Genomic DNA, 26596 nt, shown 5'->3' with positions numbered 1-26596 from the left:
GACAGGCCGGTGGTGCCAGTTGACGCACAGGGTAGAGTTGGCCAGGTGACTGATCAGAATAAAGAGCAACTCGTTGGCACCAACCGCGCGGACCAGCTTCCCAAGTCCTGGGAGCCGCAGGCAGTAGAAAAAGACCTCTACGAAGGCTGGGTAAGCGCCGGTTACTTCACCCCGGATGCATCCTCGGAGGCGGAGCCCTATTCCATCGTGCTGCCGCCGCCGAACGTCACCGGCCAGCTGCACATGGGCCACGCCTTGGACCACACTCTGATCGACTCCATCATTCGCCGCAAGCGCATGCAGGGCTATGCCACCCTGTGGCTGCCGGGCGCTGACCACGCAGGCATCGCCACCCAGACCAAGGTGGAGGCCCGTCTGCGTGAGCAGGAGGGAAAGAAGCGCTGGGACTATGAGCGCGAGGAATTCATCAACAAGGTCTGGGAATGGAAGGAAGAATTCGGTGGCACCATCCAGAACCAGATGCGCGCCATCGGTGACTCCGTGGACTGGACCCGCGAGCGCTTTACCCTGGATGAGGGCCTGTCGCGTGCGGTACAGACCATCTTTAAGAACCTCTACGATGAGGGCATGATTTACCGGGCCAACCGCCTGGTCAACTGGTCACCGGTGCTAGAGACCGCCGTTTCTGATATCGAGGTCGTCTACAAGGACGTCGAGGGCGAGCTGGTCTCCATCCGTTATGGCTCGCTCAATGACGATGAGCCGCACCTCATTGTTGCCACCACGCGTGTGGAAACCATGCTTGGCGATGTCGCCATTGCCGTCCACCCCGACGATGAGCGCTACGCCCACCTCGTGGGCCAGGAATTGGATCACCCCTTCCGCGATGACTTGAAGCTGAAGATCATCGCCGATGATTACGTGGACATGGAATTTGGTACCGGTGCGGTAAAGATCACCCCAGCCCACGATCCCAATGACTACGCCATGGGCACCCGCCATAACTTGGATATGCCGACGGTGATGGATACCACCGGCCACATCGCGCATACCGGCACCCGTTTTGATGGCCTGACGCGCGAAGAGGCGCGCGTGGAAATTCGAGAGGCGCTGCGGGAGCAGGGGCGCATCGTCAAAGAAATCCGCCCCTATGTCCACTCCGTGGGCCACTCGGAGCGTTCCGGCGAGCCCATCGAGCCGCGGCTATCGCTGCAGTGGTTCGTCGATGTAGCGCAGATGGCGAAGGCCTCTGGCGATGCCGTGCGTGAGGGCGATACCGTCTTGCACCCGCAGTCGCTGGAGCCGCGCTACTTCGAATGGGTCGATGACATGCACGATTGGTGCATCTCCCGCCAGCTGTGGTGGGGCCACCGCATCCCCATTTGGTACGGCCCGGAGCGCACGAACGAGTCCGGTGAGATCGAGCGTGACATCGTGTGCGTCGGCCCCGATGAGGAGCCGCCGGCAGGCTACGAGCAGGATCCGGATGTCCTCGATACCTGGTTCTCTTCGGCGCTGTGGCCATTCTCCACCTTGGGCTGGCCCGATAAAACCCCGGACCTGGAGAAGTTCTATCCCACTAACGTGCTGGTAACGGCCTATGACATCTTGTTCTTCTGGGTCGCACGCATGATGATGTTCGGCACCTTCGCCGGCACCAAAACCCCAGAGCTTTTGGGTAAGGGCACCGATGGCCGCCCGCAGATTCCTTTCAAGGACCTCTACCTGCACGGCCTCGTGCGCGATGAGCAGGGCCGCAAGATGTCCAAGTCCCTGGGCAATGGCATTGACCCCATGGACTGGGTGCGCGATTACGGCGCCGATGCGCTGCGCTTTACCCTTGCCCGCGGCGCCAACCCGGGCGTGGATTTGCCGCTGGGCTCTGATGCCGCCGCGGCATCGCGCAACTTTGCCACCAAGCTCTTTAATGCCACCAAGTTTGCGCTGATGAACGGCGCCGGCGTGGCACCACTGCCAAAACGCACGGAGCTTTCCGATGCCGACCGCTGGATCCTCGACCGCGCCGAAGAGGTGCGCACCCAGGTCGATGCCTACTTGGACGATTATCAATTTGCCAAGGCCAACGAGCTGCTTTACCACTTCACCTGGGATGAGCTCTGTGACTGGTACCTGGAGATTGCCAAGACGCAGATCCCACGCGATGGCGAAACGGTAGAAGGCCGCAATACCCAGATCGTCCTGGGCCGCGTCATCGACGTCGTGCTGCGCCTATTGCACCCCACCATGCCGTATGTGACCGAGGTGCTGTGGAAGGCGTTGACCGGCGGGGAATCCATCGTCATCGCCCCATGGCCCACGGTGGCCGATACCAACGGTGGCGCCACGAAGGATGCGGTGGCCGCCCGCCGCATCGACGATGCCGATAAGCTCATTACCGAGCTGCGCCGCTTCCGCTCCGATCAGGGCGTTAAGCCTTCGCAAAAGGTGCCCGGCCGCCTCGACTTCGCCGCGGCTGACCTGCAGGGCCAGGAGGAATTGGTCCGCAACCTGGCCAATACCACCGCGCCGGGCGAGGACTTTAACCCCTCGGCCTCCATTGAGGTGCGCCTGTCCCAGGCCACCGTGGAGGTAACGCTGGATACCCACGGCGCGGTCGACGTCGAAGCAGAGCGCAAGCGCCTGGAAAAGGATCTGGCCAAGGCCAATAAGGAACTGGAACAGACCGGCAAGAAGCTGGGCAATGAAAACTTCCTGGCCAAGGCGCCGGAAGAGGTGGTCACTAAGATTCGGGCGCGCCAAGACATCGCGCGCGAGGAAGTCGAGCGCATTACCAGCCGTTTGGAGGGCCTTAAGTAGTGACAGATCAGCGCTTCAATCACGACGCCAACGGCAATGGCGAGGCCACCGGGGGAGAGGACGATTTTGAGATCGTCGATGCCCTCAAGGAAGGCACCGATGGCACCCCGGTGGAGATCACGGAATCGGGCCTGACCCTCAACCTGGGCATGGGCGAAAACGAAGAATATAACGACGCCGCGCCTCAAGAGGTATCCCCGGAGGAGCTGCAGGCGCTCGGTGAGGTGGAAGACGAGCTCAACCAGCGCTGGCCGGAGACCAAGATTGAGCCCACCCTGGAGCGCATCGAGATGCTCATGGATTTGCTGGGACATCCCGAGCAGTCCTTTGATGTCATCCACATCGCGGGCACCAACGGCAAGTCTTCTACCGCGCGTATGGTCGATTCGCTGCTGCGTTCCTTCCACCGCCGCGTGGGCCTGGTCACCAGCCCGCACCTGCAGCGGGTTACCGAGCGCATCGGCATCGATGGCCGGCCCATCCACCCGCGCGACTACGTGCGCCTGTGGCACGAAATCAAGCCGTACGTGGAGATGGTGGATGCGCGCTCCGAGGTCCCCATGTCCAAGTTCGAGGTCTTGGTGGGCCTGTCCTATGCAGCGTTTGCCGATGCCCCCGTTGATGTCGCCGTCGTCGAGGTCGGCCTCGGCGGGCTGTGGGATGCCACGAACGTGATCAATGCGGACGTCTCCGTAATCACCCCGGTGGGCCTTGACCACACGGATTACCTGGGCAGCGATATTCGGGAGATCGCGGGGGAGAAGGCGGGCATCATCAAGCGCCGCGCCGATGCCGAAGACCCGCTGACCCCGAATGAAAACATCGCCATCATTGCTGAGCAAGACCCTGAGGCCATGCAGGTCATCCTGCAGCGCTCGGTGGATATGGATGCGGGCGTGGCCCGCTCCGGCGCAGAGTTCGCGGCCCTAGAATCCCGCATCGCGGTCGGTGGCCAGCAGGTCAATATCCAGGGCCTCGGTGGCATGTACGAGGATATTTTCTTGCCGCTGCACGGCGAGCACCAGGCTAAGAACGCGGCCGTTGCCCTTGCAGCGGTGGAGGCCTTCTTCGGTGCTTCCTCCGGACATCCTCTGGATATTGCCTCGGTGCGCACTGGTTTTGCCAAGACGATTTCGCCCGGCCGCCTCGAGCGCGTGCGTACTTCGCCTACGACGTTTATCGATGCCGCCCACAATCCCCACGGCGCCAAGGCGCTCGGCGCAGCGCTCGACCGCGACTTCGATTTCGCCCGGCTTATCGGCGTGGTCTCCATCTTTGGCGATAAAGACGCCCAGGGCATCCTTGCCGCGCTGGAGCCGTACTTGAGCGAGGTGGTCATCACCCAAAACTCCTCGCCGCGCGCGATCGATGCCTATGAGCTAGCGGAAACGGCCCGCGATATTTATGGCGAAGAACGCGTCTATGTGGCCGATGATCTGCCCGGCGCCTACGCGCAAGCCGTGGAGCTAGCCGAGGAATCCGAGGTGCAATCCGGCTCCGGTATCGTGATTACCGGTTCGGTGGTTACCGCCGGCGAAGCCCGCGCGATGTTTGGAAAGGAGCCCGCATGACCAGCCCCAATCCTAGGTCCCGCCCGGATCGTCCGCCGCGGCGTAGCGACGACATCGCGGAGAATGAAATCGGCCCATTGGGCTTGGGACAGGACCCCGTCAAGGATCCGCTCAAGAGCTTTAACGGCATGGTCATCGCCAGCTCGCTCATCATGGAGTCGATCACCCTCGTCTTGGCCCTGCCGCTGTTATACAAGCTGTATGACGGCACGCTGTGGACGCCGTTTAACTACGGCCTGGTGATTGGCGCCCTGATTTTCCACGTGGGCATGATCGCGTTTATGAATAAGAAGTGGGCGCTGACCGTCATCGTCTGGGCGCAGCTATTGGGCCTTATCTTGGGTTTTATGGCGCACTGGTCCATCGCCGCGATCTTCATCATCTTTGGCATGGAGTGGCTCCTTGCGGCCTATTTGCGCAGTAACTTAATCGCCCGCATGAAGCGCGGTTACTTAACTACCCAGCACCTCAACCAGAAGTAGGGGCCATGCGCACCATCTATCTCGTCCTCGCAGCCCTTGCCTGCATTGCCGCGGTCGTTGCCCGCGCGGCCACGGGCGCGCCGTGGCTGCCGCTAGTAGCGCTCATCATTGCCGCCGTATTTTTGGCCCTGGCCCTGCGCGCTAATTTTCAGCGGGCAGAAGAAGCCACCATTGATGATTTGGATAAAGAGCAGCGTGCAGAGATTAAGCGTTTGCTAGGCAACGGCCAGTTTGGCACGGCGGTTAACCAAGTGCGCCTGTGGTTTCGGGGTACCTCCCACGAGCGCGCGACGGAGATAGTCCAGCAGCTTACTTAGTACTTACTTAATGCTGCCCACTGCGCTGCCCCCGCTTGTAGCCCTCGGTCGTGGACGGGTTGTGGGTATTCGGTACAGTATGGGGCATGACTGAACGTACATTGATCCTCATTAAGCCGGACGGCGTAAAGAACGGCCACGTGGGCGAGATCATCGCCCGCATCGAGCGCAAGGGCCTCAAGCTGGCCGAGCTGGACCTGCGCGTGGCTGACCGCGAGACCGCAGAAAAGCACTACGAAGAGCACAAGGACAAGCCATTCTTCGGCGAGCTGGTGGACTTCATCACCTCCGCACCGCTGATTGCCGGCATTGTTGAAGGCGAGCGCGCCATCGAGGCATGGCGCCAGCTGGCCGGCGGCACCGACCCAGTCTCCAAGGCCGCACCGGGTTCCATCCGCGGTGACTTCGCACTCAGCGTGGGCGAGAACATCGTGCACGGCTCCGACTCCCCAGAGTCCGCAGAGCGCGAGATCGGAATTTGGTTCCCCAACCTCTAAGCACTGAATCTACCTAGATTTCAAGGAGACCCGAGCGTTAAGCTCGGGCCTTTTCCTTTAAGAGGGGGTTTATTGCGGGGCGAAATACTTTGATTGACTCACAGTGTTGCAAACATATAAGGCCAAGATTTCATTGTTAGTGGCTGTTTAGTCGAAAGAGAGTAGTTCGCGCAGTGCAGTGAAAGCTTGTTTTTGCACTTCATGGGTGACGGTGCGGCCAGTCTGTCGTTTGGCTAAGAGGTCAGCATCCCGCAATTTTGCAAGATGGTGAGACACCGTCGGCTGACTCAGACCGGATAATGCGGTCAGTTCTGAGACGCTCATCGGGCCGCAGCCTTCATCGCACAAAATGGACAAAAGGCGAAGGCGCGCGGGATCTGCAAGTACCTTGAACTGCTGGGCAAAGTGCACGGCATTGTCTTGATCTAGGGGGCCGTTGCTAAGCGAACAGCATTCGTTGATGTAGGGATTTTTGGTCATGCCGTGCGAAGAAACCATGTATTCAGTATATGGGCGTTTTCCCACCCATTCATATTGACAGGTATCGATATAAATGGTTACAGTGCTGCACGGTACCGTGCGAATTGGGTCAATAAAGGAGACTGGTATGGCTACCTCACAGCAGCCGCGTTTGGCTTTTCTCGATCGCTTTCTTCCCGTGTGGATCATCATAGCTATGGTTCTTGGCCTGCTTATAGGTCATTTTCTTCCAGGAATAGGGAATGCGCTCTCAGCTCTGGAAATTGGAGGTATTTCCCTCCCAATCGCTTTAGGGCTGCTGGTGATGATGTATCCACCGCTTGCTAAAGTGCGCTATGAAAAGACTCGGGAGATTGCCACTGATAGACGGCTGATGACCGTGTCGATCGTTTTGAATTGGCTCGTAGGGCCAGCATTCATGTTCGTACTGGCCTGGATATTTTTGGCGGATCAACCAGAATTGCGCACGGGTCTTATTATTGTCGGCCTTGCCCGCTGCATCGCTATGGTCTTGGTATGGTCAGACCTATCCTGCGGTGACCGGGAAGCCACGGCAGTACTAGTAGCAATCAACTCCGTTTTCCAGGTTGCGATGTTCGGAGTCCTGGGTTGGTTTTATTTGCAGATACTGCCGGGGTGGCTGGGCCTTGATACCACATCTGTCGAATTTTCTTTCTGGTCCATTGTTACTTCGGTGCTCGTGTTCCTAGGTATTCCGCTTTTGCTCGGGGTCATCTCCCGATTATGGGCAGAGAAAACTAAAGGGCGTGAGTGGTTTGAAAACCGTTACCTTCCCGCCGTGTCTCCTTTGGCAATGATCGGTTTGCTGTACACAATTGTCTTACTGTTCTCCCTGCAGGGAGAACAGCTCGTGGAGCAGCCCATAGCGGTAGTTAGGGTAGCGGTGCCTCTGATGCTGTACTTTGTCGGGATGTTCTGTTTGGCTTTGGGCGTAGCTAAGGCTGTCGGAATGAACTATGCACAATCTGCCTCGGTGGCCTTTACCGCAGCGGGAAACAATTTTGAGTTAGCCATCGCGGTGTCCATCGGTACCTTTGGAGCTACCTCTGCTCAAGCATTGGCCGGTACTATCGGACCCCTTGTCGAAATTCCGGTTTTGGTTGGCCTGGTATACGTAATGCTCTGGATTGGTCCCAAGTTATTTCCTGGAGACCGGACTCTGCCGAATTAGCGCCTGCCAAGTTGATATAAGCACCGCACGCCAGTAGGGGAGAGGGTGATGCGCCAGCTTTCTACTTTCGAGCGCAGTCCAATATCTTCTACCTTCACGAGCCCATGCTTTTTTAGTTCCTGGAGCGCATCGGACAGGGTATCTAGCTCCACCTGCATCAGTCGGGACAAGGCCTTGGTGGTGGTTGTATTGCCCTGGACGGCCCCGGCGGCGACGAGGGCGGTGAGGATGTCGAGGTGGGCATCGGCAAGCTGCATGGCACTATCTGTGACCCCTTCTAGTGGATCTTCAGCCACGATGCGCTGCATGCGGCGGCGGCCAATGCGAAAGGACTGGGAAAACATGGCCCACGAGCCCAGCGGAAATGCGAACGCCGACACCGCGCCGGTTAAGATACCTTCCACGGGTGGGGCCAGGGAAAAGTCCGGCAACCAGCCAGCCGCGGATAGCGGGGCCATGGCCAGCGGTAGAGCAAGTGGAATTACTGGCGCCCAATAAGCAATGGTGGGGTAATCGCCTTCGAGGTAGACATCCTGGCTAGCCCCAATTGAGCGGGGATAGTGGCGGATGAGGGGCACTAATCCGATGACCGCAAAGACCGCAAAAACGGCGGCGCCTATCAGCATGTAGCCGGTCTCCGTTTGGGCAAAACCGAGGGCAAAGCCGGCCGGGACGCCGAATAAGCACGCGTCTTTCGGCGTAATCTCATTGCGCTGCCGGTACTGCGATAATGTCCGGGCGGGACGTGGTGCCAGTTCTGCCATAATTTCAAACGTAGCATCGCCCACAGCCTGCTCGCCCCGCCAGGATTCTGTGACACAATGGAACTCACGCGCAGCACGCGCGCATAATTTCATAACCTCACAAGCTTTAACGCAGTGCGTTAATCGTGGCTATTCGTGCGGCAGCGGCACAGTTCCTCTAGAGGCTGTGCCTGCGCCCGAGTAGCTGGCGCACCATACAATCGAAGTACAGGAGTAAGCCCAACTAATGGTGGCACAGAACTCTCAAGAAACAACTGAAAACCTACAGGCAGCTGCGGCTTTGGCCCAGCGGATAGACCCGAGCGAGCTGAAAGATAAAACTCGCGTGTATGCGATGGCCAAAAAGCTCGGCCTATCATCACGCCAGCTGGTAGCCCAGCTGAAGGACATGGGCCTGAATAAGACCGCGCAGAGCTCCATTACCCGCGCGGAAGCAGGCGACCTCTTTGCCGCTTTGGCGCTCCACGCAGGGGCTGCAGAGGCGGGGCAGCAGGAAGCCACAGACGAGAACCCAGAGGACGCAAAGCCCGCGAATAAGGCCAAGACCACCAAGCGCGCTCAGCGCACCCGTAAGGCCACGAAGAAGTCCGCGCCCGCGGCAAAGAAGGAACCGGCACAGGCCGATGTCGCGGAAGCAGACGCTGCCCCGGCTGACAACACCGCAGCCGATGCGGAAGAGGAAAAGAACCTGCGCTACCGCGTGCGCAAGAACGTGGACAATGAAATCTCCCAGATTGAGGAAAAAGTCGATGCTTCGCTGGTAAAAAGCGCATTGCCGGATATAAAGCAGGCACCGGACCGTCTGCCGGATCCTGAGCCGGCGAAAGCACCCGCGCGCGCTGAAGACGTTACAGACGCTGAAGATGCCGATGCTGGCGCTGCGGATGCCGGTGAGGGTGACGCGACGGGGACCGTGGATCCAGCCAAGCTGCATGAGGCTCTAGCAGAGGCCGGCGAGGACTTCGACGATGATTACTATGCGCCGCGCATAGTCCCGCGCGCGGAGACGGACGACGATTCCGCCGCGTATGACTTCGCACCGCTATTTATGCCACCGCAGCAGCAGGAAACCGCCGATCTCGGTGAGGACGCGGCCGCGGACATGGCGGCGATCGCTGAAGCCGCAGATGCGGCGGACCCTGCCGAAGACTCCGAGGCCGACGAGGCTGAGGCCGGCAATAAGGCAGCGCGCGGGGGCTCCGACAAGCGACGCCGCGGCCGCCGCGGTACCTCCCGTGGGCGCGGCGGGAACGAGAATTCCAAGAATGATGCGGCGGATAAGGAGCCGGAGCTTATCGATGAGCCCAAGGCCATCCGTGGCTCCACCCGCATCGAGGCGCAGAAGCGCCGTCGCGCAGAATTGCGCGAAAAGGGTCGCGAGCGCCAGCATATCGTGTCCCAGGCGGAATTTTTGGCGCGGCGCGAGGCCGTGGAGCGCACCATGGTGGTCCGCGATAAGCAGCGCGAGGACGGCGCGGGCATCGTCACGCAGGTGGGCGTGCTTGAAGATGACCTCTTGGTCGAGCACTTCGTTACCACTGAGGCCCAGGCTTCCCTCATCGGCAATATCTACTTGGGCCGCGTGCAAAACGTCTTGCCGTCCATGGAGGCGGCGTTCGTGGACATCGGCCAGGGCCGCAATGGCGTGCTCTACGCCGGCGAGATTGATTGGCGCAAGACCAAATTGCATGGGCGCTCCCGGAAGGTAGAAAATACCCTGAAATCCGGCGACCAAATCTTGGTGCAGGTGGCAAAGGACCCGATTGGCCACAAGGGCGCGCGCCTGACCACCCGGATCTCCTTGGCCGGCCGCTACCTCGTCTACGTTCCAGGTGGGCGCAGCGCCGGAATTTCGCGCAAGCTGCCGGCACCGGAGCGCAAGCGCTTAAAGGACATCCTGGGCCGCGTGGTGCCAGGCGATGGCGGCGCCATCATCCGCACCGCTGCCGAAAACGTCCCCGAAGAGGCCATCGCAACCGATGTGCAGCGCCTGCATAACCGGTGGGAAGATATTTCCGCCCAGGCCAAGAAGGAAAAATCCTCCAAGGGTGCTAAGCCGGTCACGCTGTATGAAGAGCCGAATATGCTCATCAAGGTTGTCCGCGATCTCTTCAATGAAGACTTCCACCGCCTGATCGTGGATGGGAAGCGGTCCTTTAATACGGTCAATGCCTACGTGGAATCCATGGCCCCGGATCTTGCAGACCGCGTGGTGCGCTATAAGCCGAAGGACCACGGTGGCCAGGACGCCTTTGCCGCCTACCGCATTGATGAGCAGCTACATAAGGCACTCTCGCGCAAGGTGTGGCTGCCATCCGGCGGCACCTTGGTCATCGACCGCACTGAGGCCATGACCGTCATCGACGTCAACACCGGCAAGTTCACCGGCTCCGGCGGCAACCTGGAAGAGACCGTGACCCGCAATAACCTGGAGGCGGCCGAAGAAATCGTGCGCCAGATGCGCCTGCGCGATCTGGGCGGCATGATCGTGGTGGACTTTATTGACATGGTCCTGCCGGAAAACCAGGACCTGGTTTTGCGCCGCCTGAAGGAGGCCTTGGGCCGCGATCGCACGCGCCACCAAGTATCCGAGGTCACTTCCCTGGGCTTGGTGCAAATGACGCGCAAGCGTTTAGGCACCGGCCTGGTAGAGACCTTTTCTACCGAGTGTGAGCACTGCCATGGCCGCGGCATCATCATCCACGAGTACCCGGTCGATGAAGCTGAAGACAACCACTCCGGCCACCATTCGCACGGTTCCTCTAAGTCGCACAAGAAGCCTGACCACGATCCCCAGCAGCACCCTACTGCCGTGGCCATGCACGAGCACGACGATGAAGACGAACGAGCAGTGAAGAAGGGGCAGAAGCACCACAAGGGGCATAGGGCCGCTCACCAGCCGCAGAAGTACCAGAAGACAAACGCTCCCCTCTATGGCAGCCAGGATGAGCAGTCACCGTCCTTGGAGGAGCTGGTGGCCAACGTCGTCGTAGATGATGAGCCCGCCGAGTCCACACAGAAGGGAGCGCAGAAGCGCGGCGAAGACGCGCGCGGATACCGTGACGAGCGCGGCCGCGGCGAGGGCAAGCAGAACAAGCGCCGCCGAGCGCAGAAGAAGTCTGAGGTCTCTGAAATCGAGGCCATCGCCTATGCCGCGGCGGAAAACGCTGCCGAAAGCGATGAGGTACAGGAATTTAATTCCTATGTGCCCGATGGCCAAGAAACACCGGCGAAGGAGAAAAACCGCACCCAGCGGGGCAAGAAGCCGCGCCGGGCAACGCGGACCTCGCCCGCGTCCCGTCGCGCGCAGGAGCGGCCGAACCAGCGCCAGCAGGCCGCTGTAGCGAAGGCTGAAGACAAGAAGGCGGTAGCTACCGATGCCCCAGAGAAGACCTACGAGGAGGCAGTAGCCGAGTTTGAGGCTTCTCCGCGCCGGAAGCGGCGCACGCGCGGGAATTCGCGTTCCGATAATCGCCCGCGCCCAGAGGATTTCGCCCAGCCACAAAAAGAGGAATCCACGGGTGCCTCGCAGGAAGCTCGCGATGACGATGCGGCACAGCAGGACGCCGAGCAGCAAAAGCCCCGCAGCACGTCACGCGGGCGCGGTCGGCGTCGCAGCGTTCGTACCCAGCCGAACTCCCGCCGGGCAAATGTGCAGGCCTCGCACCGGGTAAAAGCGCAGGATGGAAAGCAAGGTGATAAGCGCGAGGATACGTTGCGGACGGCGGAACAGCGCCACGAGAATATCACTGGCGGGAAGAAGAATTCCTCGGCACAGGGAGGCCGTCGCGGCAAGCGCCGGGTAGTGCGTACCAACCCGAGGGACAAGGCCACCTCGCACAATGCGGGTTCCCCAACGGCTACACCTGCTCAAGGGGAGAAGGGTTCCCAGAAGGCTAGTGTTCCGCAGGCCGAAACGAAGGTTATTCGCCGCGGAAAGAAGCGCGCGGTGAAAAAGACTGGGGCGCCGGCAGCGGCCGCGCGGCAGCAACGTGCTGGGGAAAAGGCACCCACTAACGTGCCTGAGACCCCGCAAACTGGTGCTAAGGACGCGGGTCGGCGGCGGCGCCGCGTAACACGGCGGGCTACTTCCTAGGGCATCGCCACGCGGGTGCGAAGTGCGTGGTTTGTATTTTGTACCCGCGGCGGGGTAGTCTTTGACAGTCGCTGTTTAGAACTCTCGGCGCTGGATCAGCCCACAATTGCCGCCCGGTGATTGCGGATATGTTCGCGCGAGGTCTGAACGCAATATGTAAGTGTCCATTCGGATGACGGCCTGGATGCCGTGTCCGAGCGAGTTTAGATAAGGGGTAACCCTCTATGTACGCGATCGTCAAGACCGGCGGCAAGCAGTACAAGGTTGCTGAAGGTGACCTCGTCAAGGTCGAGAAGATCGAGGGTGAGCCAGGCTCTGCCGTGGCTCTCACCCCGGTTCTGCTCGTCGATGGCGCCGCTGTGAAGTCCAAGGCTTCCGACCTGGAGAAGGTTTCCGTCGCTGCGGAAATCGTTGAACAGGGTAAAGGTCCAAAGATTGATATCCTGAAGTACAAGAACAAGACTGGTTACAAGAGGCGTTTGGGTCACCGCCAGCCTCAGACCACCTTGAAGATCACCGGTATCAAGTAAGCCTTAACCGGGCTGCAAATCATCCCCGAAGGAGGGAAACGACATGGCACACAAGAAGGGTGCTTCCAGCTCCAGCAACGGTCGCGATTCCGAGTCCAAGCGCCTCGGCGTCAAGCGCTTCGGTGGTCAGCAGGTTAACGCCGGCGAGATCATCGTGCGTCAGCGCGGCACCAAGTTCCACCCAGGTGAGAACGTTGGTCGCGGCGGCGACGACACCTTGTTCGCACTTGCTGCTGGCTCCGTGAAGTTCGGCATCAAGCGCGGCCGCCGGATGGTCAACATCATCCCGGCTGAAGAGGTTGCTGCAGAAGCTACTGCTTAAGCACGACCGCAGCGGTCAATCCTCGGGCAGCTTTCACTACGGGTGAGGGCGGCTCGAGGATTTTCTCGTTTTACCTCCCGCTGTGCTGGCAGGGCATGGGTTGGAGTCCGAGCTTGGCTACGCATTACACTGGCTAAGACAATAGATTTAAATAAGAAGGGTGTGGCACATCATGGCACGATTTATTGACCGCGTCGTCTTGCACTTGCAGGCTGGCGACGGTGGGCATGGCTGTGTGTCTGTCCACCGCGAGAAATTCAAGCCATTGGGTGGACCAGATGGCGGCAATGGTGGCCACGGTGGCGACATCATCTTGGAAGTCTCGGAGCAGATCCATACCTTGATGGACTTCCACTACCGCCCGCATATTAAGGCCGAGCGCGGTGGCAACGGCGCCGGCGATATGCGCAATGGCGCGCGCGGTGAGGACCTGATTCTGGAGGTTCCCGCGGGTACGGTTGTGCGTACGGAAAAGGGTGAGACCCTGGCTGATCTCACCGTGCCGGGCACGCGTTTTGTTGCGGCCGAGGGCGGTTTCGGTGGCCTGGGCAACGCGGCGCTGGCGTCTAAGAACCGCAAGGCACCGGGCTTTGCGCTGCAGGGCGAGCCGGGCCAAGCTCATGATTTGGTGCTCGAGCTGAAGTCCATGGCGGATGTGGGGCTCGTGGGCTTTCCTTCGGCAGGCAAGTCCTCGTTGATCTCTGTGCTCTCTGCAGCCAAGCCGAAGATTGGTGACTACCCGTTTACCACCCTGCAGCCCAACTTGGGTGTGGTGGATATGGGCGATAGCTCCTTTACCATTGCCGATGTCCCCGGCCTTATCCCTGGCGCCGCCGATGGCAAAGGCTTGGGTCTAGACTTCTTGCGCCACATCGAGCGCACGGCCGTGCTGGCCCACGTGGTTGATACCGCATCCATCGAGCCGGGCCGCGATCCGGAATCCGATATTGAAGCGCTGGAAAATGAGCTGGCTAAGTACCAGGAGGCGCTAGAAAGCGATACCGGTTTGGGTGACCTGCGCGAGCGCCCGCGCGTCATCATTTTGAATAAGGCCGATGTGCCGGAAGCAGAAGAGCTTGCGGAGTTCGTCAAGGATGACCTCAAGGAAAAGTTCGGCTGGCCGGTGTTCATCATTTCTGCGGCAGCGCGTAAGGGCTTGGACCCGCTGAAATTCAAGCTCATGGAAATGGTCACTGAGCACCACAAGGCACAGCCTAAGCCGAAGCGGGATCCTTCCCATACCGTTATTCACCCCAAGGCCCAGGCGCATAAGAAAAACACCGGCAGCTTCGCAGACTTTAGCGTGCGACCGGATCCAGAAGTGCAGGGCGGTTTCATCGTGGAAGGCGAAAAGATCGAGCGCTGGATTAGCCAGACCGACTTTGAAAACGATGAGGCCGTGGGCTACTTGGCGGACCGCCTGGCCAAGGCCGGAGTGGAAGACGAGTTGCACAAGCAGGGCGCGGTGGAAGGCTGCCCCGTGACCATCGGCGGCATTACCTTCGAGTGGGAGCCGATGACAGGCGGCGATCCCACTATGGCTAGCCGCGGCGAGGATGCCCGCCTCAAGGGCACCAACCGTGTGTCGGCGGCGGAGCGCAAGCGTGCCTCCCAAGCCCGGCGTGGCTTGGTCGATGAACTCGACTACGGGGACGAGGAAGAGATCACCCGCGAAGGCGCTAACCGTGACCGGTGGCAGGGTTAGTCGTTAACTCCTGAGGCAGGGAAGTGGGGGCAATTCCACCGGATGATTGCCCCCAGTTCAGACGCATTATACTGCGCACATGGGGGAAATGTGCCCCAATGAAGGGGGCGGGCGGCATAAGCTTTGTACACTATTGAGTTATGTCTGCTGATCAACAGAAAGAGCCCATTCTTCCGCTCCCCGTAGAGCCGTTTGATGGCCCTACCGCTGATACTCCGTTCCCCGAAGCCCTAGATGAAAACCCGATAGCCTCCGGGTTTGAATCCGAATTGCGCAACTCTATCGCTGAGGCGAAGCGCGTCGTTGTCAAGATTGGTTCCTCGTCGCTGACGGATGAGAATTTCCGCGTGGCGCAGGAAAAGATCGACCACATCGTTGATGCTGTCCACGCACGCATGGGACGCTCCGATGTCATCATCGTTTCCTCCGGTGCGGTTGCCGCCGGTATGGGTCCGCTCGGCCTGCACCAGCGCCCCACCGACCTGGCTACGAAGCAGGCCTCGGCGTCTGTGGGTCAGGTTCACCTCGCCTATGAGTGGGGCCGGTCCTTCGCGCGCTACCAGCGCACCATCGGTCAGGTGCTGCTTACGGCGTCTGATGCCGGGCACCGCGACCGCGCCCGCAACGCGCAGCGCACCATTGACCGTCTGCGCCAGCTGCGCACCATTCCCATCGTGAACGAAAACGACGCCGTTGCTACCTCGGAGATGCACTTTGGCGATAACGACCGCTTATCGGCCTTGGTCGCCAACTTGGTGGGCGCAGACGCGCTCTTCCTGTTCTCTGACGTTGATGGCCTCTATGACAAGAACCCGGCCGAGCCGGATGCGAAGTTCATCGACGAGGTGCGCACCGGTAAGGACCTCAAGGGCGTTGTTGCCGGCGATGGCGGCAAGGTCGGCACCGGCGGCATGGCCACGAAGGTCTCCGCCGCCCGCCTGGCCACCCGCGGCGGCATTCCAGTGCTGTTGACCTCCACCGATAATATTGGCCCCGCGCTTTCCGATGCCTCCGTGGGTACCGTCTTCCACACCCGCGAGGAACGCCAGCTTTCGGCCTGGAAGTTCTGGGCGCTCTACTGCGCCGATACCGGCGGAGCCGTCCGCCTGGATGAGGGTGCGAAGGAAGCCGTGACCAAGGGCGGTACCTCTTTGCTCGCCGTGGGTATTACTGATGTCCGCGGTGAATTCAACAAGGGCGAGATCATCGATATCTTGGGCCCGAAGGGCGAGGTTATCGGCCGCGGCGAGGTGCGCTTCGATTCCGAGGAATTGAACGCCATCAAGGGCATGCAGATGAGCGAGCTTCCAGAAGATAAGCGCCGCTCGGTCGTGCACGCGGATTACCTGTCTAACTTCGCCTCGCGCATCTAGCCGCGTACCGTACGCTGGTTCCCATGAAGTATTTTATGGGACCAGAAACCTGGCAGCCGACGGTCGATGACTTGAGTGCTGCCGGCCACGAGCGCGTAGAAAACCTCGACGACGCAGAGGTCTATGTCAATACCACACCCAGCCCGCGCCGCATCCCAGAGATGCCGGACAATATCGGCTGGGTGCAGCATTGTTTTACCGGCGTCAATCAACTCATCGATGCCGGATTGATTACCCCTGAGGGGTTGCCGTGGTGCAATTCCGCCGACGCCTTTGCCAAACCTGTGGCCGAATGCGCCCTAGGCCTGCTGCTTTCCCAGGCGCACCAGCACAAGGCCTTTGCGCAGGCCGGCACGTGGTCGGTGGCCAAGGAGCTGGATGAGGCGCAAGAGTGGATCTATGACCAGCAGGGGCCGAAGAAGGTTGCGATTTTGGGCGCTGGGGGCATCGGCAAGCAGCTCATTGCCTTGCTCAAGCCCTTTGGGGTCCACATCACCGCCGTGAATCGCTCCGGCCGCCCGGTGGAGGGCGCCGATGAGGTGGTGGCCATGGCTGATGCCGCGCACGTGTGGGGCGAGGCTGATGTTATTTTTTGTATCCTCCCCGCAACGGCGGAAACGGAGGGGCTTATCGATGCCGCCAAGTTCCGCGCCATGAAGCCGTCCGCGCTGTTTATCAACGTCGGGCGCGGCAGCACCGTGGTTACCGATGATTTGGTGGATGCCCTGCGCGAGGGCGAGATTGCCGGCGCCGGCTTGGAGGTCGTGGACCCAGAGCCGCTTCCCGATGACCACCCGCTGCTCTCCTTGTCCAATTGCACCATGACCCCGCATATCGGGGCGACAAAGCACGTGGCGCAGTACCACATGGGCGATATTTTCAACGCCAACGCCGCCGCGTGGGAGAAGGGCGAGCCCATGCCTACCCAGGTAGATCCGGAGGCGGGATACTAGAAAAATCAAAAGCCACGGACAGTGAAGGCTGAGTGCGTCGTGTGTGTACCGAAGAAAGGACGTACCGCCCACTGTCCGTGGCAAGTAAAATAAAAGTTCAACGTATTGAACTACTATTAATTTAGCACTTATCCCAGGACGACACAAGCACGATCATTAAGATGGTGGGCATGCACCTAGAAGAACTCCCTACCCGTAGCCAGGACTACCTTAAGGTTCTGTGGGACTTATCGGAGCATTCCGGCGGCGCCCCGGTGGCGCTAAAGGATGTGGCGGGCCGCCTGGAACAAAAGGTGCCCACCGCCTCCGAGGCGATTAAAAAGCTCGCCGCCCAAGGTCTGGTGGAGCATGAGCGCTATCAGGGCGTCTCATTGAGCCCGGCCGGACGCGAGCTGGCGATGCAGATGGTGCGCCGACACCGCCTATTAGAAACCTTCTTGGTAGAGACCCTGGATTATTCCTGGGACGAGGTGCACGAGGACGCCGACCGCCTCGAGCACGCCTGCTCCGATCGTTTTATTGGCCGCATCGATGCGCTGCTGGGATCCCCCGACCGCGACCCGCACGGCGATCCCATTCCCGATGTCGGCGGTGGCATCGAGGATCTCGGCACGCTCACGCTCGCCAGCGCCCCGCTCGATGCGCCCGTGACCGTGGAGCGCGTTTGCGATGAGGATCCTGACCTGTTGCGCTACCTCGACCGCTTTGGGGTGGAGCTGGGCAATGAGTTGCGCGTAAGCGATAGCGTGGCCGGCTTATTGACGGTGCAGACCGAAGGCGGCGAGATGTCGCTGGCGGAGGTGGCCGCCCGCGAGATCACAGTTCGCCTGGCTTCGAACAATTAACCTGCGACGCAGCGCTATGTTGCTGCGTCGCGCTGCGCCATCCCGCGCCGCGCGTTAGGAAATCGCCTTATAGGCCGTCATGCTGGCGAGGTAAAACACGCCCGCCACAATCGCGATGGTGCCGCCGGCCGAAAGGCTCAAGTGTGCGGCGATAAACAGTCCGGCAACCGCGATGGTGATGCCGATGATGCCCGCCCCGATAAGCAGCGCCTCCGGGCGCGATACCCACGGGCGCAGTCCCGCGGCCGGGGCCACGAGCAAGGCGATGGACAAGATGGTGCCGACGGCGGGGATGACGGCGGCCATCGTCAAGCAGATAAGGCCGAGCGTCAGGGCATCGTAAAGCCCGCCATGCGGGGACGTGGTGGGGTCGAAATACGCCTGGAAGAGGCGGCGCCGGCAGGCTAGTACCGCCAGCAGGCAGATAATGACCAGGCCAGCTGCGACGGCGACATCGCGGCGGTTGACCGTGGTAAGCGAGCCCACCAGGAAGCTATCGACGTGCAGCGGTAGCGGCTGGAACCAGCGCAGCAACAAGATGCCCAGCGCAAAGCCCAGGGTGAGCGTGGTGCCCGCCGCGGCGGTGGAGGAGACGCCATGTACCTTGCCCAGGTAATGCATGAAAATCGCCAGCGGAATGCAGACCGCCACGGAGCCGAGCATGAGCCCATCACTCAAGTTGGCGCCCAGCGCATTGGCCACGACGACGCCGAGGACCGCGCCGGGAAAAGTGCCGTGGGAGAGGCTCTCAGCAAAAAAGACGCGGTTGCCCAGCACCATGAGTGTGCCCACCAGCCCAGAGAGGCAACCCACCGCAATGGCTTCGAAGAATGGCAATGTTAAGACACCCATATGCGCCTGCCTAAAAGTGCGAGCGGAACGGTCAGGGATAGCGACAGCGCGACGATGGCCTGCGGGGAAATCTGGTGGGAGGTCACCGAAAGCATGAGCCACAGGCCCACGCATACGGCTAGCACCGCGCCCAGCAGCGCCCACAGGAGCATCTGCACCGGGGTGCTGGCTAAGACGCGCCCGACCAGGCCCGGGACCACCACGAAACCCAAAACGAGCAATACGCCGATGGCGGAGCTCGCGGCGACGACGATAAGGCCCACCGCAACGTTGGCGATGACATCGATTAGCCCCACGCGGATGCCGGTGGCGCGCGCGGATTCCCGGTCAAAGGCCACGGCGACTTGTAAGCGCCAGGTAGCCACGATGAGCAGGGCGGCAACCATGCACAAGATGATGGAAGGCACCATCCGGTCGGTAGTGAGATCGAGCAGGCGGCCAAACATAAGCGCCTCAAGCTGGCCGGAGCGATCCCCCACGGCGAGGCTGATGACCACGCCGATGCCATACATCAAGGTCAGTACCACGGCGGTGCCGGATTCATGGTCGTGGCCATCGCTGCCGGAATTCAGGCGCGCCAAAATGAGCACGGCGACGCCCGCAGCGACGGCGGCACCGGGCAAGATGCCGGGAAAACCCGCCACGGCCAGGCCGATGACGATGCCCGGGAATACCGAGTGGACCAGCGCCTCGACGCTAAATTCCATGCGACGCAGGTTGACCACCACGCTGACCACCGCGCCGGTCAGGGCTACGCACAGCAAAAACAGGGCGGCGCGCTGCATATAGGGGGCGGTAAGCAGAAGCGTCACATTTCCCCCTGCAATACCGACGTGGCCTCCAGGTAGCGCTCGACTGCATCTTCGGTATCGAGGACCTCGCTGTGACCGTCCACGATGAGCATTCCGGCATCGCAGGCGCGCTGCGCCAAAATGGGATCGTGGGTGGAAATGAGCAGGGCAACCCCGCTTTCCTTAAGCTTGCCGATGATCCCTAAAAGCACCTGCCTGCTGTCTTGGTCCAGACCATTGAAGGGCTCGTCCATGAGCACGAGATCCGGGTGGGCGGCGAGTGCGCGGGCGATAAATATGCGTTGGCGCTGCCCGCCCGAAAGCTTGTCCCAGCGCGTTTTAGCCTTATCCGCCATGCCGACAAGCTCTAACGCTTGCGTGATCTGCGGGCGCAGGCGTCGCATGCTGCCCATGCGCTCCCACCACGAGGCCTTAGTAAGCAGGCCCATTTCCACGACCCTGCCGGCGGTGACGGGGAAGGTGGGATCGCAGGTGTGGTGTTGGGGAACATAGCCCAGCGTGGCCGTTCGCTGGTGCTCGCCGCGCAGCGTGGCAAGGCCAGCGATGGCCTTAAGGAGCGTGGACTTACCAGCGCCATTAGCCCCCAACAGCGCGATGGCCTCACCTTCGTGGATGGTCAAGGAGACATCTTCCACGATGGTGGTGGTGCCATAGCCGCAGGAGGCGTGGGAAAGCTCTAAAAGCGGTGCACTCATTGTGCGTCGTCCAGGCTTTCTGGCAGATCGGCCGCTTCACCGTCCCAGGCATCTACGAGGGTGGTGACGTTGTGGATGATGGAGCCAATGTAGGTGGCGCCGTCGCTATTCGGCACGCCCAAAGAGTCGCCGTATAGCGCGTCTTCATCCGTAATAGCCTTGACCCCAGCGGCGCGAGCGATGGCTTCGATGGACTTAGAGTTATTGGAGTTTTCCGCGAAGATGGCCTTGGCGCCGGAATCGCGGACCTCCTTGGCGGCGTCCTCGATGTGTGAAGAGGTGGCGTCTTGCTGGTTATTAAAGTCCGTGAGCGCGGAGCCGATGAACTTCACGTCGTAGTCGTTAGAGAAGTAGCCGAAGGCATCGTGCGAGGTAAAGAGCATGCGGTCCTGCTCAGGGACGGTCTCCAAAGACTCGGTTACCCACTTATCCAGCTCATCGAGCTGCTTGGTGTATTTTTCACCGACCTCCTTAACGGAAGGTTCCTTATCGGCCAAGGCATCGACGATGTTTTCTACCTGGATCTTGGCGTTCTTAGGGGAGGTCCATACGTGCGGATCGTGGGTGAATTCTGGTTCCTCACCGTCCTCGCCGGGGAAGGGCCACGGGCGAAGGTCTACCTTGTGGTTGGAATCGTCATCGCCTGCGGTGACGATGGTCTCGCCATCGAAGCCGGAGGACTCCACGGCGTTATCGAGGAAGTGCTCGAGGTCGACGCCGTTTTTAAAGAGGAAGTCCGCATCTGCCATGGCACTCATCTGCTGCGGGGTCATCTCGTGCTCGTGCGCGCTGGCATTCGGTGCCAACAGGCAGGTGAGATCGAGGGTGGTATCACCATCGCCCTCGGTGGTCTCCTTGCCGCTGGAATCCACCTTGTGCAGCGTCATGCCGCCCTGGGCAATCTGGGTGAGGTAATCGCAGATCTGCGTGGTGGTGGCAACCGCTTTGATGGTCTGATCGTCGCCCGAACCGGAGTCCGCGTCGGAACCATTGCCGCCGTCGTTCGTGCTGCAGGCGGCGAGGGCAACCCCGCTCAGGGTCAGCATCAGGCCCAGCTTGGCCACGTTCTTTTTCATGAATGCTCCTTTTTGCAGTGAAACCTATCAAGCAAAGAATAAACATACCCAAGTAGATTTTTCAAGGTATTGAACTATAGGATTTAAATTTGTGATCTTTACTGCACTTTCGGGCACGGGGAGAGGGGGAGTTTTCACTGCGCAGCCCGCCCAATTTAGGAAAAGTGTGAGGTAAAAGGCGGGTGGCTGAAAAACTTGGGCAGGTACGTTACTCTGGTATGACATGAGCAACACTGAACGCGAAGAAGTTCTGTCCAAAGCCCGTGCTGCTAAGGACGTTGCGCCCGTCGTGGCGCAGCTGTCCACGCCGCGCAAGAATGAAATCTTGCAGCGCGCAGCCGAAAATCTTATTGCCCACACCGATGACATCCTTGCTGCCAACCAGCAGGATATTGAGGCAGGCCGCGAGCGCGGCATGTCCGATTCCCTGATTGACCGCCTGACCTTGGACGCTGCCCGCGTCGAAGGCATTGCCGATGGCCTCCGTCAGGTCGCTGGCCTGCAAGATCCAGTAGGCGAGATCCTGCAGGGCCGCACCATGGATAACGGCATCCAGATGAAGCAGGTGCGCGTCCCGCTCGGCGTGATGGGCATGGTGTACGAGGCACGCCCTAATGTCACCGTCGATGCCTTTGGCCTGGCGCTGAAGTCCGGCAATGTGCCGCTGCTGCGCGGTTCTAAGTCCGCGCGCAACTCCAATACCAAGCTAGTAGAGCTCCTGCAGGACACCCTCGCAGAGTTCGATCTGCCGCGCGAGGTAGTCCAGCTCCTGCCGTGCGAGACCCACGATTCCGTCCAGGACCTGATTACCGCGCGTGGCCTGGTGGATCTGGTTATCCCCCGCGGCGGTGCCAAGCTTATCGAGGCCGTGGTTACCGGCGCTACCGTTCCGGCCATTGAGACCGGTACCGGCAACTGCCACTTCTACATCGATGCCTCGGCCGATATGGACAAGGCCATCGACATGGTCATCAACGGCAAGACCCGCCGCACCTCGGTCTGCAACTCTACGGAGTGCGTGCTTATCGATGCCGCGCTTGATGATGCCACCAAGCTGCGCATCGTCCGCGCCCTCCAGGACGCAGACGTCACCGTCCACGGTGACGTAGACGAGCTCGAGGGCTTCGGTGCCACGGACGTCGTCCAGGCTACCGAGGAGGACTGGCGCGAAGAGTCGCTGTCCATGGACATCTGTGCCAAGGTGGTTGACGGCGTTGACGCTGCCATCGCGCACATCGCGGAATTTACCACCGGCCACACCGAGGGTATCGCGGCCCAGGATGCGGACGTCTTGGTTAAGTTCGGCAACGAGGTCGATGCTGCGGCCGTCATGCTGAACGCCTCCACTGCCTTTACCGATGGTGAGGTCTACGGCATGGGTGCAGAAATCGGTATTTCCACCCAGAAGCTGCACGCCCGTGGCCCAATGGCCCTGCCTGAGCTGACCTCTTCCAAGTGGGTTCTGCAGGGCACCGGTCACGTACGCCCATAAGAACGTGCGTCTTTTTCCTCTCTCTCGCGCCGCCGCTGGCTTTGTAGCTATCTCCGCCACGGCGGCGCTTGGCATGTCTGTGCTCACACCTGTCGCGGCAGCGGGGGAGACTCATCCGCCGGCCGAGACCTGCCCCGACTATGTATTCCTTGCCGCGCGCGGCTCGGACCAAAATGAGGAACACGGGGAGTACTTCGGCCCGCAGCGCTATTCGGACCAGGGCGCGGAATCCAATGGCTATGAAGGTCCCAACCTCGCAGCGCTCTTCCACCTGGTAGAACAACGCCACCCCGGAACCATGGATAATGCCTACGTGCTGGCGTTGGATGCGGATGCATATCCGGCCTCTATGAACCTTCCACCGTTGGCCCAAGAGGGCGAAAACCTGGGCCCGCTGCAGCTGATGCGCCGCTTGGGCGGGGTGCTGCTGGAACACCCCTTGCACGAGCTGGTCTATCAGGTCACCGTCGGCTTTGTGCAGAGCCTGCGCAGTGGCATGAACAACGCGCCGCGCGTGGTGGAGAAGTACGAAGAGGAAACGGGTTGCAGCCCGCGCTATATCACCGCTGGGTATTCGCAAGGAGCCATTATCGCCACCAGCGCGGAGCGCTACCTCGCGTCCCAGGACAAGCTTGCCGGGGCGATCTACCTGGGCAATCCCTTGCGGCGTCCCGACGGCATGGCCGGGCCGATTCCGCGATATCTCATTCCTCACAGCGCCGCACTGCAGGCCGATCGCCGGATCGATTACTGCCTTGCCGGCGACTTCGTCTGCGACCTCAACCTGCGCAATGCCAAAGACGCCCTGGCCACCAAGGCCGCCCACCACGCCTCATATTTCCGCGATAGCGAAGGCGATGCGGCAGTGGAACAGGACAATGCCCGCGTGGCCGATACCGTGGCTGGCTGGCTTAACTCCCCAGCAGGGTAGCGGCTATACTCTCCAGCCATGACCAATTCCCAGCGCATTGGGATCATGGGCGGCACCTTTGATCCAATCCACAATGGCCACCTGGTCGCCGCCAGCGAGGCGGCGCACCGCTTTGCCCTCGATACCGTAGTCTTTGTGCCCACCGGTCAGCCGTGGCAGAAATCCTCCCGCGAGGTCACCGCCGCGGAGCATCGGTATTTGATGACGATGGTTGCCACGGCCTCCAACCCCCGCTTTACCGTCTCCCGCGTGGACATCGACCGCAAGGGCCCTACCTATACCATCGATACCCTGCGCGATCTGCGTGAGCTTTTTCCGGGTGCCGAGTTTTACTTCATTACCGGTGCGGATTCCCTGCAATCCATCATGAGCTGGCATAACTGGGAAGAGATGCTGGACATGGCGCACTTCGTGGGCGTCACGCGCCCGGGCTACGAGCTGAGTACGGACATGCTGCCGGCCGGCTCGCGGGAGGATATCAACCTTATCGATATCCCCGCCATGGCCATTTCTTCCACGGATTGCCGCGAGCGCGCCGCCCAAAACCGCCCGGTGTGGTACCTGGTTCCAGATGGGGTGGTGCAATACATCACCAAAAATAATCTCTACTCGGCGCAGCCGGATAAACCTTTATAGTTCAAGTTTGGGCACAATCGCGCCGAACGTGCAAGAATAGACAGCTAAAAGACACTTCCTCACCAGACGCGAAAAGGGAATTTTTATACATTGTCTATTTCTGATCTCGCCCGCCGCATGGCGGCAACCGCGGCGCACGCCGCACAGGACAAGCTAGCAAGCAATATCGCGGCAATCGATGTCTCCGATGTCCTCGCCATCACCGAGGTTTTCGTGCTGGCTTCTGCCGATAATGAGCGCCAGGTCGGCTCCATCGTGGATGAGGTGGAGGACCAGATGACGGCCCAGGGCTTCGAGCCGCAGCGCCGTGAGGGCAACCGTGAAAACCGCTGGGTGCTTCTGGATTATGGCAATATCGTCATCCACGTGCAGCGCACCGATCAGCGCGAGTACTACGGCCTCGACCGCCTCTACCACGATTGCCCCTTGGTGGAGATCGAGGGTATTGAGCCGCCCGAGCGCCCCGGCGATTGGACCAATGGCGTTAATCCGCGCACCGTGGATTCCATTGATGAGCTGCCATTGGCGCAAAAGGCCCCTGGCGAGGACGAGGAGCTTTAACCCCACCATGAGCCGCCGCCTGATTCTGATCCGCCACGGACAAACCACCTACAATGCCTCCGGCCGCATGCAGGGCCACTTGGACACTGAGCTTTCCGATGTCGGCTACGAACAGGCCCGCGCCGCCGCGCGCCTGCTCCGGGATCAGGGCGTGGTAAAAATCGTCGCCTCCGATTTGCAGCGCGCGCGAGAAACCGCGCGGGTGGTGGCAGAATCTCTCGGCTTGGACTTTTCTACGGATCCCCGCCTGCGCGAGACCAATTTGGGGCAGTGGCAGGGCAAAAGCTCTGCCGAAGTGGATGCGGAATTTCCCGGCGCCCGCGCCATCTGGCGCCATGACCCCACCTGGGCCCCGCCAGAAGGCGAGTCCCGCGTGGACGTGGCGCGGCGGGCTCGTCCGGTCATCGACGAGCTCATGCAGGAATTTTCCGGTTGGGATGATGGAGCCGTGCTCATCGTCGCCCACGGTGGCGCAATCTCCGCGCTCACGTGCCACCTTTTAGGCTTGGATCACGGTCAGTACAGTATTTTGTCCGGCCTGAAAAATACTCACTGGTCACAGCTGACCGCCCGCCCGGATTTCAATCCGGAAACCTCCGTAAACTCGCTGGAATTTACGCCGGAGACGGTGGCGAGCGCGCAGTGGTACTTTGACGGCTGGAATATGGGCGGCGAGGTCACCGGTGATGGAGGGGCAGATACCTAGTGACCGTTCGCGTCATTACTGACTCCGCGGCCAGCCTGCCCCCAGAAATTGCTGCAGAACTCGATATCACCGTCATTGATCTACACGTGATGGATAGCGAGGATAAGGGCGGAAAATTGCGCACCACCTCGGGCCTGTCTTCACTCGAATTGGCCGCGGCCTACGGCCAGGAGATGGAAAAGGCGCAGGATGATGGCGTTATCGCCATCCACTTGTCCAAGGAGCTTTCGTCCACCTGGTCGGCGGCGGTGGCCGCGGCTGGGGTTTTCCCTGATACGGTGCGCGTTATCGACTCCGGCTCGGCCGGCATGGTCATGGGCGCGGCGGCGATGGCGGCTGCCACTAAGGCGACACAGGGCGCGGCGCTGGAAGAATGCCACGCGGCGGCGCTAGATAGCATTGAGCGCGCGGCTACCTGGGTGTACCTGCATTCCACGGAGGATATGCGCCGCTCGGGCCGCATGTCCGCGGCCACCGCGATGTTGTCCACCGCGCTTTTAGCCACCAAGCCGATTATGTCCATCGTGGACGGCAAGCTGGAGCTGGTGGGAAAAACCCGCACGCAGACCAAGGCCTTTACCAAGGTGGTAGAGATCATCGCCGCCCGCGCCGCCGGAGAGCCCGCCTTCATCGCCATTCAGCACAACCAGGCCGGCGAAGCGGCAGACAAGCTGCAGGGCCTCTTGCGCGATGCCCTGCCAGAAGGCACGTCCTTTATCACCACGCCCCTAACCGAGGTGCTCGCCGTGCACGCCGGCCCCTCCGCCATTGGGGTCTCAGCCGTATTTAGCTCCTAGACCCTCGCACGCACGGGCGAAGCAGGACGGCCTGTGCGCCCCCGATTGTGGATAACCAGGGTTAAACGACAAAACGTGTTGTTTTTCGGCGTGTCGAGTTAAACGACATTTTGTGTTGGTGGGGGTAGGGGTT

At 60.7% G+C, this 26596-nt stretch carries 25 protein-coding genes; 19 read left to right on the top strand and 6 right to left on the bottom strand.

The features are described from left to right. Nucleotides 1-45: 45 nt before the first annotated feature. The 5 genes from ABRP87_RS05305 (at nucleotide 46) to ndk (ending at nucleotide 5645) form a co-directional block, all read left to right on the top strand. On the top strand, nucleotides 46-2778 hold the full coding sequence (locus ABRP87_RS05305; RefSeq protein ID WP_349867970.1) for a valine--tRNA ligase: 2733 nt from the start codon (nucleotides 46-48) through the stop codon (nucleotides 2776-2778). Further along, on the top strand, nucleotides 2778-4349 hold the full coding sequence (gene folC / locus ABRP87_RS05300; RefSeq protein WP_502879281.1) for a bifunctional tetrahydrofolate synthase/dihydrofolate synthase: 1572 nt from the start codon (nucleotides 2778-2780) through the stop codon (nucleotides 4347-4349). The genes ABRP87_RS05305 and folC overlap by 1 nt, the downstream gene beginning before the upstream one ends. Continuing rightward, nucleotides 4346-4831 carry a DUF4233 domain-containing protein gene (locus tag ABRP87_RS05295; RefSeq protein ID WP_349867969.1) on the top strand — a complete coding sequence of 162 codons (486 nt, stop codon included), beginning with the start codon at nucleotides 4346-4348 and terminating at the stop codon, nucleotides 4829-4831. Before folC ends, ABRP87_RS05295 begins: the two co-directional genes overlap by 4 nt. 5 nt (nucleotides 4832-4836) lie before the next feature. Further along, entirely contained in the window at nucleotides 4837-5148 is a 312-nt protein-coding gene (locus tag ABRP87_RS05290; protein WP_349867968.1) for a hypothetical protein, read from the top strand. Between the two features lie 86 nt (nucleotides 5149-5234). Then, the gene (ndk, locus tag ABRP87_RS05285; protein ID WP_349867967.1) at nucleotides 5235-5645 is read left to right on the top strand and encodes a nucleoside-diphosphate kinase; all 411 of its coding nucleotides are present in this window, start codon (nucleotides 5235-5237) and stop codon (nucleotides 5643-5645) included. 147 nt (nucleotides 5646-5792) lie between these two features. On the opposite strand, the gene ABRP87_RS05280 is transcribed toward ndk, so the two are convergent. Beyond that, nucleotides 5793-6143 carry a metalloregulator ArsR/SmtB family transcription factor gene (locus tag ABRP87_RS05280; RefSeq protein ID WP_349867966.1) on the bottom strand — a complete coding sequence of 117 codons (351 nt, stop codon included), beginning with the start codon at nucleotides 6141-6143 and terminating at the stop codon, nucleotides 5793-5795. 109 nt (nucleotides 6144-6252) lie between these two features. Here ABRP87_RS05280 and arsB point away from each other — a divergent pair, with 109 nt between their 5' ends. Beyond that, nucleotides 6253-7317: an ACR3 family arsenite efflux transporter gene (arsB, locus tag ABRP87_RS05275; RefSeq protein ID WP_349867965.1), complete on the top strand. Its 1065-nt coding sequence runs from the start codon at nucleotides 6253-6255 to the stop codon at nucleotides 7315-7317. Here arsB and ABRP87_RS05270 read toward each other — a convergent pair. After that, nucleotides 7314-8081 carry a hypothetical protein gene (locus ABRP87_RS05270; protein ID WP_349867964.1) on the bottom strand — a complete coding sequence of 256 codons (768 nt, stop codon included), beginning with the start codon at nucleotides 8079-8081 and terminating at the stop codon, nucleotides 7314-7316. The two genes, arsB and ABRP87_RS05270, sit on opposite strands and share 4 nt — an antisense overlap. 226 nt (nucleotides 8082-8307) lie before the next feature. Between ABRP87_RS05270 and ABRP87_RS05265 the strand changes: the two genes are divergently transcribed. The 7 genes from ABRP87_RS05265 to ABRP87_RS05235 all read left to right on the top strand — a co-directional run bounded on the left by ABRP87_RS05265 (nucleotide 8308) and on the right by ABRP87_RS05235 (nucleotide 17905). Then, the gene (locus tag ABRP87_RS05265) at nucleotides 8308-12177 is read left to right on the top strand and encodes a translation initiation factor IF-2 N-terminal domain-containing protein (protein WP_349867963.1); all 3870 of its coding nucleotides are present in this window, start codon (nucleotides 8308-8310) and stop codon (nucleotides 12175-12177) included. Between the two features lie 224 nt (nucleotides 12178-12401). Next, a complete protein-coding gene (gene rplU, locus ABRP87_RS05260; RefSeq protein WP_023023542.1) occupies nucleotides 12402-12707 on the top strand; it encodes a 50S ribosomal protein L21 in 306 nt (101 codons plus the stop codon). Nucleotides 12708-12750: 43 nt separating this feature from the next. After that, nucleotides 12751-13029 (top strand): 50S ribosomal protein L27, encoded by a 279-nt coding sequence (gene rpmA, locus ABRP87_RS05255; protein ID WP_005277951.1) that lies wholly within the window; start codon nucleotides 12751-12753, stop codon nucleotides 13027-13029. A gap of 172 nt (nucleotides 13030-13201) precedes the next feature. Next, entirely contained in the window at nucleotides 13202-14734 is a 1533-nt protein-coding gene (gene obgE / locus ABRP87_RS05250; RefSeq protein WP_349863224.1) for a GTPase ObgE, read from the top strand. Between the two features lie 140 nt (nucleotides 14735-14874). Next, nucleotides 14875-16107 carry a glutamate 5-kinase gene (gene proB, locus ABRP87_RS05245; protein ID WP_284770221.1) on the top strand — a complete coding sequence of 411 codons (1233 nt, stop codon included), beginning with the start codon at nucleotides 14875-14877 and terminating at the stop codon, nucleotides 16105-16107. A 23-nt stretch (nucleotides 16108-16130) separates the two neighbouring features. After that, nucleotides 16131-17060 (top strand): D-isomer specific 2-hydroxyacid dehydrogenase family protein, encoded by a 930-nt coding sequence (locus tag ABRP87_RS05240; RefSeq protein ID WP_349867962.1) that lies wholly within the window; start codon nucleotides 16131-16133, stop codon nucleotides 17058-17060. 170 nt (nucleotides 17061-17230) lie between these two features. Next, the gene (locus ABRP87_RS05235) at nucleotides 17231-17905 is read left to right on the top strand and encodes a metal-dependent transcriptional regulator (protein ID WP_349867961.1); all 675 of its coding nucleotides are present in this window, start codon (nucleotides 17231-17233) and stop codon (nucleotides 17903-17905) included. A 54-nt stretch (nucleotides 17906-17959) separates the two neighbouring features. Here ABRP87_RS05235 and ABRP87_RS05230 read toward each other — a convergent pair whose 3' ends face one another. From ABRP87_RS05230 to ABRP87_RS05215, 4 genes are read right to left on the bottom strand one after another with little or no spacing between them, the layout of a single operon-like run. Next, nucleotides 17960-18757, bottom strand: a complete 798-nt coding sequence (locus ABRP87_RS05230; protein ID WP_349867960.1) for a metal ABC transporter permease — start codon at nucleotides 18755-18757, stop codon at nucleotides 17960-17962. After that, nucleotides 18745-19569, bottom strand: a complete 825-nt coding sequence (locus tag ABRP87_RS05225; protein ID WP_349867959.1) for a metal ABC transporter permease — start codon at nucleotides 19567-19569, stop codon at nucleotides 18745-18747. Before ABRP87_RS05225 ends, ABRP87_RS05230 begins: the two co-directional genes overlap by 13 nt. After that, nucleotides 19566-20264 (bottom strand): metal ABC transporter ATP-binding protein, encoded by a 699-nt coding sequence (locus ABRP87_RS05220; protein WP_349867958.1) that lies wholly within the window; start codon nucleotides 20262-20264, stop codon nucleotides 19566-19568. Before ABRP87_RS05220 ends, ABRP87_RS05225 begins: the two co-directional genes overlap by 4 nt. Next, a complete protein-coding gene (locus ABRP87_RS05215; protein ID WP_349867957.1) occupies nucleotides 20261-21340 on the bottom strand; it encodes a metal ABC transporter substrate-binding protein in 1080 nt (359 codons plus the stop codon). Before ABRP87_RS05215 ends, ABRP87_RS05220 begins: the two co-directional genes overlap by 4 nt. Nucleotides 21341-21563: 223 nt before the next feature. Here ABRP87_RS05215 and ABRP87_RS05210 point away from each other — a divergent pair, with 223 nt between their 5' ends. The 6 genes from ABRP87_RS05210 to ABRP87_RS05185 all read left to right on the top strand — a co-directional run bounded on the left by ABRP87_RS05210 (nucleotide 21564) and on the right by ABRP87_RS05185 (nucleotide 26463). Beyond that, nucleotides 21564-22832: a glutamate-5-semialdehyde dehydrogenase gene (locus ABRP87_RS05210; protein ID WP_239268691.1), complete on the top strand. Its 1269-nt coding sequence runs from the start codon at nucleotides 21564-21566 to the stop codon at nucleotides 22830-22832. Nucleotides 22833-22836: 4 nt separating this feature from the next. Continuing rightward, on the top strand, nucleotides 22837-23763 hold the full coding sequence (locus tag ABRP87_RS05205; protein WP_023023520.1) for a cutinase family protein: 927 nt from the start codon (nucleotides 22837-22839) through the stop codon (nucleotides 23761-23763). 18 nt (nucleotides 23764-23781) lie between these two features. Then, complete coding sequence (gene nadD, locus ABRP87_RS05200) at nucleotides 23782-24399, top strand: nicotinate-nucleotide adenylyltransferase (RefSeq protein ID WP_005284339.1); 618 nt, start codon at nucleotides 23782-23784, stop codon at nucleotides 24397-24399. A 117-nt stretch (nucleotides 24400-24516) separates the two neighbouring features. After that, complete coding sequence (gene rsfS / locus ABRP87_RS05195; RefSeq protein ID WP_502879284.1) at nucleotides 24517-24960, top strand: ribosome silencing factor; 444 nt, start codon at nucleotides 24517-24519, stop codon at nucleotides 24958-24960. Between the two features lie 7 nt (nucleotides 24961-24967). Beyond that, nucleotides 24968-25666, top strand: a complete 699-nt coding sequence (locus ABRP87_RS05190; protein WP_349867955.1) for a histidine phosphatase family protein — start codon at nucleotides 24968-24970, stop codon at nucleotides 25664-25666. Further along, entirely contained in the window at nucleotides 25666-26463 is a 798-nt protein-coding gene (locus ABRP87_RS05185) for a DegV family protein (RefSeq protein ID WP_349867954.1), read from the top strand. Before ABRP87_RS05190 ends, ABRP87_RS05185 begins: the two co-directional genes overlap by 1 nt. Nucleotides 26464-26596 lie beyond the last annotated feature (133 nt).

Origin of the sequence: Corynebacterium sp. KPL2830 (assembly GCF_040225635.1) — a bacterium.
In the GTDB taxonomy this organism is placed as follows: Bacteria; Actinomycetota; Actinomycetes; order Mycobacteriales; family Mycobacteriaceae; genus Corynebacterium.
Note: the sequence above shows the minus strand (reverse complement) of the source record. Positions and strands in the feature narration are given on the sequence as shown.